Origin of the sequence: 'Nostoc azollae' 0708 (assembly GCF_000196515.1) — a bacterium.
In the GTDB taxonomy this organism is placed as follows: domain Bacteria; phylum Cyanobacteriota; class Cyanobacteriia; order Cyanobacteriales; family Nostocaceae; genus Trichormus_B; species Trichormus_B azollae.
On sequence record NC_014248.1, the window covers coordinates 5101573 to 5114359 of the forward strand.

At 37.1% G+C, this 12787-nt stretch carries 8 protein-coding genes and 5 pseudogenes; 5 read left to right on the top strand and 8 right to left on the bottom strand.

All coding sequences use genetic code 11. From position 1 onward, the window contains the following. Positions 1-315: 315 nt before the first annotated feature. Entirely contained in the window at positions 316-1248 is a 933-nt protein-coding gene (locus AAZO_RS23735; protein ID WP_013193116.1) for a carbohydrate ABC transporter permease, read from the bottom strand. An 857-nt stretch (positions 1249-2105) separates the two neighbouring features. Between AAZO_RS23735 and AAZO_RS27815 the strand changes: the two genes are divergently transcribed. The 3 genes from AAZO_RS27815 (at position 2106) to AAZO_RS40125 (ending at position 3833) form a co-directional block, all read left to right on the top strand. Beyond that, complete coding sequence (locus AAZO_RS27815; protein ID WP_013193117.1) at positions 2106-2513, top strand: hypothetical protein; 408 nt, start codon at positions 2106-2108, stop codon at positions 2511-2513. A gap of 714 nt (positions 2514-3227) precedes the next feature. Next, entirely contained in the window at positions 3228-3548 is a 321-nt protein-coding gene (locus AAZO_RS40120; protein ID WP_338027267.1) for a hypothetical protein, read from the top strand. Positions 3549-3575: 27 nt separating this feature from the next. Beyond that, positions 3576-3833: a diguanylate cyclase domain-containing protein gene (locus tag AAZO_RS40125; protein WP_049790937.1), complete on the top strand. Its 258-nt coding sequence runs from the start codon at positions 3576-3578 to the stop codon at positions 3831-3833. A gap of 547 nt (positions 3834-4380) precedes the next feature. Here the strand turns inward: AAZO_RS40125 and AAZO_RS40130 are convergent. The 3 pseudogenes from AAZO_RS40130 to AAZO_RS40135 form a co-directional block, all read right to left on the bottom strand. Further along, positions 4381-4665: pseudogene (locus AAZO_RS40130) on the bottom strand (hypothetical protein); the annotation flags it as partial. Further along, positions 4662-5961 (bottom strand): annotated as a pseudogene (locus AAZO_RS23755) (IS701 family transposase). The pseudogenes AAZO_RS23755 and AAZO_RS40130, both read right to left, overlap by 4 nt. A gap of 77 nt (positions 5962-6038) precedes the next feature. Then, positions 6039-6269 (bottom strand): annotated as a pseudogene (locus AAZO_RS40135) (IS1634 family transposase); the annotation flags it as partial. A 39-nt stretch (positions 6270-6308) separates the two neighbouring features. On the opposite strand from AAZO_RS40135, the pseudogene AAZO_RS32215 reads away from it, so the two are divergent. Both AAZO_RS32215 and pip read left to right on the top strand, forming a co-directional pair. Continuing rightward, positions 6309-7774 (top strand): annotated as a pseudogene (locus tag AAZO_RS32215) (IS66 family transposase). A gap of 1140 nt (positions 7775-8914) precedes the next feature. Next, positions 8915-9889, top strand: a pseudogene (gene pip / locus AAZO_RS23770) (prolyl aminopeptidase). A gap of 28 nt (positions 9890-9917) precedes the next feature. Here the strand turns inward: pip and AAZO_RS23775 are convergent. From AAZO_RS23775 to ybeY, 4 genes are all read right to left on the bottom strand, one after another. Then, a complete protein-coding gene (locus AAZO_RS23775; RefSeq protein WP_013193120.1) occupies positions 9918-10685 on the bottom strand; it encodes an MBL fold metallo-hydrolase in 768 nt (255 codons plus the stop codon). Between the two features lie 3 nt (positions 10686-10688). Further along, complete coding sequence (locus tag AAZO_RS23780) at positions 10689-11288, bottom strand: anthranilate synthase component II (protein WP_013193121.1); 600 nt, start codon at positions 11286-11288, stop codon at positions 10689-10691. 252 nt (positions 11289-11540) lie between these two features. Then, the gene (locus AAZO_RS23785; protein ID WP_013193122.1) at positions 11541-11996 is read right to left on the bottom strand and encodes a diacylglycerol kinase family protein; all 456 of its coding nucleotides are present in this window, start codon (positions 11994-11996) and stop codon (positions 11541-11543) included. A gap of 254 nt (positions 11997-12250) precedes the next feature. Then, entirely contained in the window at positions 12251-12787 is a 537-nt protein-coding gene (ybeY, locus tag AAZO_RS23790) for an rRNA maturation RNase YbeY (RefSeq protein WP_013193123.1), read from the bottom strand.

A 12787-nucleotide genomic window follows, 5' to 3' on the forward strand; every position in this document is an offset into this window, starting at 1 on the left:
AATATCAAATATCTTTCTAAAGGTATATGGAAAATTATACTCATAAGAGTTAATAGGAAGTTTTCTTGACGCTCTCCACCCTAAAGTGGATATTCTTTGGCGTTAAGTTCTCTAACCAAGTTTTTGTACCCTTACCACAAATTTATGCTTACGAAAGAGGCTCTTGTACAGGGCGGGGAAAACTGGGGGATTGGGAATTCCCCTACCACTCATAGTTTAAAGCTAGCAAAATTGCCAGTAATTTAGATTTATCTGAATCTCTTAATACTGCACAGTAATTAACCTGTCCTTTAATTCAAGGTATTTCATTACTTGCTAACTCAGATTATTATCCCCTTGCTGATTTATGACTAATCGCAAAACTGATAATCCTAAGATTATTAAAAATAGCACCAAACCAATTGTACAAGCATAGCTAAATTCTAAATTAATAAATGCTTGCTCATACAAATAGTAAACGATTGTTTTAGAACTATTGAGTGGACCGCCTCCAGTCATAATATAAACTTCTTCAAAAACTTTAGTAGCAGAAATAGCAGAAATTACAGCTACCAAAGCTAAATAAGGCTGCATTAAAGGTATGGTAATATCTAAATGTTTACGAATACCATCTGAGCCATCAATTGCTGCCGCTTCATAAACATCAGGAGGAATAGATTGCAACCCTGCTAAATAAATTACCATGTAATATCCTAAACCCTTCCAAATAGTTACAGCCATGACGCTGGCAAGTGAAATGGGGACAATTCCTAAGATTTTTTCAGGACTGCTTAACCAAGGAATTCCTTCAGGAAATATTCCTAAATTTTTAAAAAATTGATTTAGTAAACCCTTCTCTGCATACAACCATTTCCAAGCTATTCCTGCTACTATCATTGAAATCACTACAGGAGTATAATATGCAGTTCTAAACCAATTCATACCCCGCAATTTTTGATTTACCAAAATTGCCAAAATTAAAGGAGCAATTACTAAAATTGGTACAACTCCTATAAGATATAGAATAGTGTTTTCTAGGGTTTTCCAAAAAACAGCATCTTTCCACAACCGGAAAAAGTTATCAAATCCTATTAATTTAGTAGGTTCTCCGATTTCTTGATAGCTGGTAAAGCTGAGGTAAAATGCTTGTATTGCCGGCCAAAAGACTGTTAAGCTTACAATGATTAAAGCAGGTAATAAGAATAAATAAGGTGTTAATTTTTGGTGAATGAGAATCCAATTTTTTTGTAGGAAAAATCTATTTATCATAGCTATGTTTGACGTTCTGAATAACAGTTAACTAAGTCGGCGTTAAGAAATCCACTTATGCAAGGAAATGTTATATTAACAAATAACTCAAAAATTGCTTATGGGGCAGTTTTTGCAAAACTATACATACAATCGTATGTATTCTATTTCGTTAGTTAGAATAAATACCATCTAATACTGAATTACATTATACATCTCCCACAAATATAGGACTTATATCTGATTTTTGTTGGCTTAGCCTGCGCTTTGCGCTTACAAAATTGCGTACACATCTGATGGAGATGTGTTTTGTTTCTTGTTGCCTATTCCCTGACTCAATAAAGAATATGGCTTTGTCTTCTATAAGGGATACATAAATACAAATCGCAGGGCTATATATAGGTGATCAACCCTTAACTTACATTTATTTAGTTACGAAATGCGATAAATCTATCCAAGGAATGATTTTTAGTGTTTACCCGTAAAGTCTCGGTATGAATTTTGTAATCTTTACTATAGAAAATCATGATTTGTGAGGAGAGCAGATTTTGACAAATATAAAATTTTTAACTACTATAAGTCCTAATTGGGTGCAGTTTACAGGAGCAACCCTCCTAAGTTTTCTTTTTGTAGCTACAGCTACTTTTCAGTAAACCGCATCTGCTAATGAAAAATTTGTCACTGAGCATCAAAGTAATGAATTGAGTTATAGCCCAACGGCTGAAGCATCTTCATTTGCCTGATACAGAAAAATTAGCATCAGAAGTGCAAATAGAAAAAAATCTAGTTATTCCTCAAAAAAGTGAAGCAATTATTCAAGACAAACAACCCCAGCTAATTTAGTAAAACTAATCTTATTATCATCAGCACCATTTATTTTGACCCAAAATGGTGCTGATGATGGGGCTACTCAAATCAGAACCATTTTTGTGAATTTAGGCGCTTCCTCACATATTTTACAGCAACTGGTAAAGACTCTATATGGTCTTTGTCTCTCGCGAAGAGCAGCAACTTCTGGTCTTCCTACTGCTCAAGTAACAACAGGCAATTTAGTGGCAAGTCTTAAAGTTCTAAAAGCTACTTCTGTAATTTCCCAAGCAGATCCTGTGGAGAATGTTAATATTAACACGGCTAATATGGATATTAATAGGTTAAATGCTGCCATCAATGGTTACAACCAGATTGTCCGAGAAAGTAGTCCAGAAACTCTCAAACAGCTATCAAAAAACGAAAACTTTCTGGAAGCTGGTAGGGTGCTGAGACAATTAAGGGCTGTGCTGAAATAGCATCAAGTTTTTTAAAACTAACTCAATAGTATTGTTAAGTCATATTTTCGATTCCACTACCATGTCTTTCATCAGAAAGCATGGTATTTTTATTTTTTACCATTATTCACAACAAAAGGAAGTGGAAAGTTTATGTATAATTTAGCTTATTACATAAGATATTTATCGTGTAACTTACATAATAAATAGTGTTGAGAGCATTAGGAATGTGATATCAACTTAATCACATTTTTTCATGGGCTATTTATCCAATACTAAGGTTAGATGAGGTGTTGACTATATTACTAAACCTTTTCAAGCAGAGGATGTATTAATTAGAGTTCAGCATCAACTAACTATTGTTATAAAACGCCAGTAACTTTATGAACATAATCAGGATTTAACGAGGTAAATTGAGGGATGCAAGCAAGTTGAGTCCAAACTGAAGTTGTTACTAACAACGATTAATTTAGTTAGTCAAGCTCCCAATTTACATCATCCCATAGAGGTTGTATTGAGTGAAGTTTTCGGATGATTGATTGGGAATATCGTGAGGCTTGGATGACTAATTCAGATGGTACAAGATTGGAATTATATCAAGCTTACTATGATTGTTTTGATCAAGCGTGAAGACGGTTTCATCGAGCCAGTTAACAGTACAGTTTTGCAGCTGGAGTTCAACTAATAGGACGAGTTTGGAAAACTCAGCAACCGGAATGGATTCAGGATGCTTCTCTGGTGCAGCGAGATTCTTTTTCAAGGGTTGAATTGGTGGAGGATGCCGGTTTAAAAACTGTATTTGCAGTACCAATTAATATAGAAGGAAATATACTTGCGGTGATGTGCTTTTTTAAGCTATCGCCTTTACCTCATAATCCAGAACTTGTGGAGTTGGTAAATGCAGTTGCTTTGGAATTGAGTGGACTTATTGGCCGTAAGCAAACAGAAGAAGCTTTGAAACAAGCAAATAAGGAGTTATTACGATTAGCTAATCTAGATGGATTAACACAAATTGCCAATCACAGGTGTTTTGATGAATCGCTGACTAATGAGTAGCTACGATTGTAAAGGGAACAATTACCTTTGGCATTGTTACTTAGTGATATAGATTTTTTCAAATCCTACAATGATTACTATGGACATCAAGCAGGTGATGAATGTTTGCGTCAAGTAGTAGTTGCAATGTTACAAAGTTGCAAAGTTTCTGCGGATTTGGTAGCCCGTTATGGTAGTGAAGAATTTGCCATCCTACTACCTAATACAGATTTAGAGGGAGCAATTCATATCTCTCAAAAAATTCAAGCCCAAATAGCCAGAATAGCCATCTCTCATCAACGATAATCTGTTAGTGGTCAAGTAACATTGAGTATTGGTATTGTTAGTATGATTCCTACCATTTGGGCTTTATAAGAAGACATGATTGCCGCACCAGACCAAGCACTTTATCAGTAAAAGGCTCAAGGACGCAATACTTACTGTGTGTATTCTGCTGTTTAATTACCAGGTATTTATGAACTAATGTAGGTAAATGAAGTACAAAATTTAGTAATAAAAACTTACACCAAAAGGATTTTATTGCTGATTGCTGACTGGTACTGAATATTTACTGTTTATTTCATCTTCAGATTTTAATATGCAATTATCTCTATCCCACATTCCGCACTTAAATAAGTAGCATAAATCAACTACATTTACAGGCAATTCAGAACTATTTTTTTTTAAAACCCAGTAGCCATGAAAATATAAATCATGCACGTCAAAGTTCCAGCTTTCTGATTGTATAAGAAAAGCTAGTTAGACAACAATGTCCCCTACTTCGTTTAATTTGAACTTCTCAATCACTTATGAAAATACAAGACTATGCAATAGTGAATTAGAGATTTGAAAACTAAGAAAATAAATAATACTTTTGACAAGCTGTAGGTAAGAATTGGAAAATTCCACAACGTTCCTCTGTCAAGTTCAGAATCCTATAAACTCCTTGTGTAATCAGAAAATGAATCCCTTGAAAACATACACCAGTTGCTGCCTCTTTCAGAGGATTTTCCCGAACAAGTCGGGGAACCAGCCCAACGCACTGGCTCTGAAATATCCAACGTAAAGTAGGGGATTCTGTAGGTTTATTCAGTTGATTTTTAACTGTCGCTTTTTGCGTCTTTAACGAGATTCTTAACGGTACGTAAACAAAAATAAAGCCCAAATGTAGCCCAAGCTGGCTTGATAAGAGGGAAAGACGTCCGGATTCCAGTTGAACCAGTCAATAAATAGAAAGGATATGAAAGATATGGCTGTTCTAAACGCTTCTAAAGCTTCAGTAAAACTATTCAAAGGTTTCTTAGCCCACCTTGGTCTTCATCCTCCAGTCCACTGATGGCAAATAATAAAAGTGTAGGCACAGAAAACCAAAATAAAATCGCGCAGTCAACTGCTATTATCTCCAACTTGATATTCTTTGAGTCCTAACCATCTCTTGGCTTCCCTGTAAACAAATTCTACCCAATTTCTTTGAGAATATGTATCAACTATCCATTGGGGTGTGACAATTGCTCAAGAAACATTAGTAATCAACTAATCAACATCAGTGGCTTGAGAGAAAGTAGAACCGTTGATGACGATAGCAATATTATTACCCTTTCCAGTTAAGGGTGATATTTCTACTTCTTTAGTTACTAGCCATAATGTTTTGGATTTATCTAACTCCAGTTGAATTTCTGTAAAAGCCTCTTGGGGTAAACTTTGTGCTAATTCATCTAACCTAATTATTGTTGGACTATCCTCTTGGTCACTGGCAAGGACTTTGGGATTTTTAGCGAATCCTCCTAAATACTTTAAATGCCGATTTTCTATCTTTAATAAGAAAGATGTATTGTGGCCATATCCAGCATCTATAATTACTATTCCTGGTTGATAACCACGGCTTAAGGTCAGATCTATTAATTTAATTCCTAACTCAGGTTTATTCTCAAATAGAGGGTCTTGTTTCCCTTTGGGTAAAGAATCACCGTGGTGATATAACTCTATATATAATGGTAAGCTTTTACTGCCATCATAATAGATGTATGTGTTGTTACTACTACTATTCCAGTATCCCTTTTCCCAATTTCTCCAATATATTGTCTTCCTACTCCATCCCTAAAATTCCCGCTTTTTCTATGGACAGAATCATCAATTATTAAGCTAAGTCCTCTGGTGATTCTCCTCTGACTACACTTGTTCATAATCTCTAACCGATGCTCATTGACTTGGGAACTGGACCAAGGTGCTTCAGTTAAAACGTGGTGTAATCGGTGGTAGGTCACCACTAGGGCATTCTCTGCCATTTGAAATAGGTTTTTTCTCTCACTTTCACCCAATCATCCCCCTAAATCATGTCTAAACTCTCTTCTTTCTGCTTGATGAGTAAATACATCATCAAATGACACCATCTTTCAAACGATGGTGCCATTGCTGGGCCAGTGGTTTCTTTCATCAGCTTCTTTTAACGTGAAAGCTACAGCAAAATCCCATTATAATCCTTTTTACTCTTAACTTTCGTTTAAGTCCCGTTAATTGTCTTTGTCCCAGATTATAAACCAAAAAACACAATGCCATTAACATCATCATTGTCTCTACTCTTTCTGGATTTTTCACAAAAAGACTATGGGCGGAAAATAACGGGTCTTTAATAAATCTAAATCCTCTTTCTGTTGATTACGGTTCTTTATATATTCTCAATATTTCTATGGTTTCTAATTCGCTTGTCTCTAAAATATTCGTTGCTAAAATAAATCGACTACAAGAGGTAAGGATTCAGGTGGTGGGGTATTGACAAGTGTGATAGGTGAGGCAGAATATAGCAGTTATGGAAAAGAAGCTACCACACTAGACAGAGAGATATTGAAGCAGTTGGCAATAGAGGAACTGGTAGAAATCATTATTGACCAGGGGAAAAGTATAGAGAACCTAAGAAATAGAGTAGTAGAACTGGAAAAAGAAATAGAGAAACTCAAAGTCAGTAGAGATTTAGAGACCATAACATTATCCAAACCACCGTGGCCAGACATCCTGAAAAAAACCGAGAACAAATAAGAAGAGAATCCAGAAGAAAACCAGACACGAAAACGGAAACCAGGAGGACAACCAGGGCATAGGGGAAAAAGGAGAAAGGTGTTTGGTGGAGTAGATAGAATACATTTGAGATAGTGGGACGGCAAGTGTGTGGATGGTGAGGTCAGGGGCAATTCTTTGGCGAACCAATAAAAATCCAAACACAACAAGTAGGGGACTTGGTGGACAGGCCAATCCAAATAGTAGAATATGAAAGATATACGTAGATTTCCAGTGTGTGTGGGGAAACACAAAGGGCACACTGATCACCAGAGATAGTACCGGGACAAGATATAGAAATAACAGGACAAGCTTTTTTGGGATGGATCAATAACTAGGGTCATTGACCCTATGAAAAACAACACTTGTTGTTGTGGGAACTGGGTTAAATGGAAATTGGAGTGGGAATATTAGTAGGTACCAATGAAGGAATAGATGGTCCAGTGGCTCAAAGTATTCATAGCCTCAAACAGTGGATCAAACAAACCCAGCCTCATATCCTTGGGGATGAAACACCCTGAGTACTCAAAGGGGTGAAACAATGGTTATGGATTTTTGCCAATAGTGACTTCCCTTTATTTCATGGGTCCTGATACTCCTTGTCCTGGCGAATTAGAATCCATTGTGGGTTCAAGTTACTCTGGTGTACTCAGTTCTGATGACTTTACTGCCTATAACGATTATGCGGTCACAGCTCAACAGAAATGTCAGGCACATCTACCCTACCCCCTCACTTCAAGACACTAATCAAGATTCCTGGCTTCAATCACCAAGAAATTGGCACAAAATTCATGGACCTCATAGATGAAGATTTTAAAAACTACCCTTTATTCCAACAAACCCAAAACCTTCATGAATTCTTGACTTGGCCATCCTAGTTTCAACCAAAAGTTGAATCTTCCATTCATTCATTGATCAAGCCCTAGGGTAACCTGGTAAACTTTTACCTTCCTTAGGCAATAGACCTTGATCATAATTTAGCTGAACTAAGGTTAGGTTTAGGAGTGACACAACGAAAGGCCTGTGGTGGTTCTCTTTCTCTGGAGCTCTTCTAACATACTGCCAATTTATTGACGGTTATACAAACTTGTCGCCGTCAAGCACTTTCTCTAATTGAGTTTGTTGACCAACCTATGAAAGCCATGGTTCACTCTGCTTTCCATACACCTTCTTTAATCCCTCTTCCTTACACCTGAATCCTTACATAAAAAGTTTATCTAAGCTGAATAAGCTTGGTCCTGATTTCTGTTGTTTACACTTTATTTATAACACTCATAAAACTGATAGAGTTTCTGCGCCAGATTTAAATCCGCGTTTACTGGCGCTTTTTCATAAGCCCACAACCAAGGAGGAAAGGGGGATAGGGTGTAGGGAATCCCATCATTAAAATCAGGGGTTTCAAATGAGGACTTTGTATTTTTGGCGCTGCGCGTCTGGAGCCACATTTTTGTCTTCTCCATCAATTAATAGGACTTACGCAAGTGTCACAATCAAGTATCTTGTAGGATTGGTTAGAACTATAAATTGGTTAATATCAACAGATTTTCGGCATCTGACGCACCCTGCTAATATACCAGTTGCGTCAGTCCTGAATAAAATTAAAAGGCTTGTACCTTTTATGATCCACGATAAGCTATCTTTCCCTACACCCCACACCCTACTTTCGGTGAGCACCCTACTAACTATGCCAGTTGTCTAAGTTCTGTATTATTTCAACTTCTTTGCTGAAAAATCACCTCCAGCGAAGGTCAATCACTGGAGGATAGAATCAAAGACATTGGAATGTGGACTAGTCTTGATCTAAATTTATCTTGATCACAAACTTATGCACTCTATCTGAAGAGCAGATTTTTTAGTCATATTGCATACATCCAAGGAAAGATTTTCAGGATTTTTCGGGGTATATAAAAATTATTTTGAATAGAGGTGACAGGACTTTATACTGAACCCTCTATACCAAAAATCGGGCATCAATATAATTGATGCACTAACGAAACTGCTTTGGGACTCCCTAAAGCAGTTTTTTAGTAAATGTCCAATCATCAATCACTAATGCTGTTTGAAGAGTCAAATCAAAAAAGACCCCCGGTTGTAGACCGAGGGACTCTGCAAGTCGGAATTATCGCACAAAGACATTCGCGCATCTAGGATAGCAATGCAACAAATAGAAAATCTGCCAAAATGCCAAAAGACCAAAAATTACTATTAACTACTGAATATATAATATTTAAAGAGAAAATATACCGATACATTTTTTATAAACAAAATTCTTCTGGATTTGTTACTGAAAAATATAAATCAATAATAACAGCATTATTTTGATAAAAATCCCCACAATGCGAGAAATATACCCACTTATTCCAGCCTACCGAGAATATTATTTACAAGTTTCTGAGTTGCACACAATTCATTTTGAAGAATCAGGGAATCCCCAAGGAAAGCCAATCCTTTTACTACACGGAGGAACTAGTGGTGGATCTCCACCCTGTTATCGACAATATTCTCATCCCGAAAAATGGCGGTTGCTCATGTTTGATCAACGTGGTTGTGTTCAAAGTACACCTCATGCAGAACTGCGGGAAAATACCACTTGGGATTTAGTAAATGATATTGAAAAATTACGACAATATTTAGGAATAGAAAAATGGGTAGTATTTGCTGGAAGTTGGGGGAGTACCCTCTCATTAGCTTATAGTCAAACCCATCCTTCTCAATGCACAGGATTAATTTTGCGTGGCATTTTTATGTTAAGACAAAATGCAATTAAGGAATTATCCTAGTTTTATCAAGAAGGTGCTAGTTATATTTTTCCTGATGCTTGGGACGAATATCTTAAACCTATTCCCATCGCTGAACGAGGGGATATGATAACAGCTTATTACAAATGCTTGACAAATCCAGATTTAAAAATTTCAATCCCGAAGAGAGCTTCCTTTGTCAATTTGGGAATCAAGTACAAGTAAACTATTATTAGATCCTACACTCATCCAACAGTTTGGTAATGATGAATTTGCGGCAGCTTTTGCGCGGATTGAATGCCATTATTTTATAAATCGTGGTTTTTTTTGCAACTCATAATCAATAATATTAGCCAATGTTCACTCCATCCGCCATATTCCTAGTGTAATTGTGCAAGGACGCTATGATGTTTGTTGTTTATCCGATGGTATCTGCTTGGGAATTGTATCAATCAAGCTTGGCCAGAAGCAGAATTTATCGTAGTTCCTGATGCTGGACATTCTATCAGTGAACCAGGAATACGTACCACTTTAATTGATGCTACAGATAGATTTGCTAAACTTGAAAACTAGGGATACTTTTAAAACATCCTTTGGGCACTCAAAACCTATAACTCAAAATTTGGATTTCCGTATTTTCAGATAACATTTTTGAGTTAATAGCCACCGTATTACCATTACTCCGTTTCACATTTACACCAGGCATCAAATTAAGAAAATCATCAACTGGTTTAATTTCACAATTAGCTGGCTCAGCCGCCTGGGTGCGATAATGGGTAGGAATTACCAACTTGGGATTCAATACTCCCACAACCTGTTTTGCTTCCTGAGCATTGTAAGCTTTAGCACTACCACCAACGGGAACAAATGCCACATCAGGACGACCCAAGAGGATTTTTTGCTCAATGCTAATAGGTGCAGCTGCGCCCCCTAAATGTACAATATTTATTCCTCCTTGAGTCCACTTCCAAGCAGTATTTTTACCGAATTGCTTGCCACCTTTGCGGTCATGATCTATGGAGATTCCCTGAAACTTAATACCTTTAAATTCATAAACACCCGGTTCATAAATCAGCTTGGGATTTCCTGGTAAATCCTCTACTGCTCCTTCATCCAGTAGTTGACTGCTAATAAATACCAAATCAGCTGCAACTTTTGGAGGACGATATCCAGCTGTACAACCAACAGTCCGAAATGGGTTGACGAGAATTTTCACACCACCACCAGTAAATAGAAAGCAAGTGTGACCCAAGCATTGAACAGATACACCACTAGATTGGGCATTAACTGGAAGGTTAGAACTTAAATTAGCAACTAATGCTGCCACTAAAACTGCTCCAGCATAACCCATCAACTCTCGTCGTTTCATGAATCACTCTCTCGACTGTAATTGTTCTAGAAAATTCTGCAGTAAATGCTTACCCGAAGAAGTAAGCACACTCTCTGGATGAAACTGGACTCCCTGAATATGAGGATAGTTCCGGTGTTGTACTCCCATAATTGTTCCATCTTCCACCCAAGCGGTAATTTCTAATACTTCCGGACAAGTTTCGCGGTCAATCACCAAACTATGATATCTGGTGGCGGTAATGGGATTTTCTAATCCTTGAAAAACCCCAACTCCCTTGTGAGATACCAGAGAGGTTTTACCATGCATCAATTCTGGTGCAGAAACGATTTTACCACCGAATACCTGACCAATACTTTGATGTCCTAAACAAACACCCAAAATCGGTAAACTAGATCCTAGTTTTACAATTACATCTAGAGAAATTCCTGCATCTTCTGGACGACCAGGCCCAGGAGAAATTACCACTGCATCGGGATTAAATGCCCGAATTTCATCTACGGTAATCTTATCGTTACGAAAAACTTTCAACTCAGGAGTATTTGGCAAATCTGCGGCTAGTTCTCCCAAATACTGCACTAAATTATATGTAAAGCTATCGTAATTATCAATGACTATAATCACAAATTTTACCTAATACCATTTAAATGGTAGACGTTCGTGAGCCTCAGTCGAACAATTAATGTTGGATTGGGAATCCCTTTTGGTGTCAGATTGGGAGTAGAACCATCTATCGCAATCATTTTTTTAATTTGTCCAATTTACCCAAATTAACAATTGCCATCTTTAATTTGAGCATCTCTACATCAAAGATAGACAAAGCTTGTTTCCCACAATTTTAAATAATATGGGAAAGGGTTGATTGATAAACATCTTCTAAAGAGCAGTCATGATTAAAGCTACTAGGCGCGGAGCTAAGAGTGTAGCAGCTACTAATAATGATACCCAAGCAGATACAAGCACAGCACCAGCAGCACAGTCTTTAGCAACTTTGGCCAAGTCATGGTAAGTTTGCTTAACTGTTAAATCAACCAGAGACTCAATGGCTGTATTCACTAACTCCAAGGTCAAAACTAAACCACTAGTGATAGCGATTATGGATATTTCTACTGCTTCTAGATGTAAAAACAGACTCAAACCAATAGCAAAAGCACAGACAGCTACATGAATACGAAAATTGCGTTGAGTTTGAAAGCTATAGCTGATTCCCGCCCAGGCATACTTAAAACTAACAAATAAATTAGAAGCTATATGCCAGGAAAGTTCCCGTTCTTTGGACACAAGGGTTGATAGGCGGTTTGGTGTAGGTGGTGGCGAAAGGTGCTGGGACATAGGCTAGACAATACAAATATTATAAAGTGGAAATCTTGGTCAAGAAATTTTAGATTTTGGATTTTAGATTTTTATTTATTACCTCTAAAGAGTCTTAGGGTAAACGGGACGTTTGTTAGATCAGAAAGTAAAACCAAAAAATCTAAAATCGCTGATCAATTTTAAGGGGGCAATTAAACTTTGACGCAATTTTAAAGAATTTGTGACAAAAATGTTGTCAAAATCGCCACCAAGAGCAAAAATGTAATATACACTTATTCTCTTAAGTTAATAAAAATACCTACCCCATCCAGTAATATAACTTGTTGTTTTAACATTTCCATCAAACTTTCCTCATCAGGATGATCCCAGCCGACTAGATGCAATAAACCATGAGCAGTTAACCAAGCTAACTCTGTCGTTAAACTATGTTCTTGCTGTTGGGCCTGACGATTTCCTGTATCTAAAGATACAATAATATCACCTAGATACAAAGGTTGAGAAGCAAGCATTTCCTCGCTTTGGGGAAAATCTGTCTCTAAGGAAGCAAAGGCTAAAACATCTGTGGGTTTATTCTCTTGACGGTATTGGGCATTGAGTTCCTGAATTTGAGTATCGTTTGTCAAACGCAGCCCTATTTCGTAACTTAGTGCAGGTGGCAGATCAGGTGTAAGGATTTCCAACCATTTATCAAACCAGGCTTTCCAGGTATCATCAGATACTAGAAGCTGATTAGCTTCTATGTTTACCGCTACTGCTGGAGTAGATTCTTGAAAACAACTTTCTACATATAATTCGACTTTAGGAGGCAC

Coding starts and splice junctions, on each gene's coding strand:
- AAZO_RS23785 (WP_013193122.1), bottom strand. CDS start 11,996: ATGTCCCAGCACCTTTCGCCACCACCTACACCAAACCGCCTATCAACC.
- AAZO_RS23775 (WP_013193120.1), bottom strand. CDS start 10,685: ATGAAACGACGAGAGTTGATGGGTTATGCTGGAGCAGTTTTAGTGGCA.
- AAZO_RS23735 (WP_013193116.1), bottom strand. CDS start 1,248: ATGATAAATAGATTTTTCCTACAAAAAAATTGGATTCTCATTCACCAA.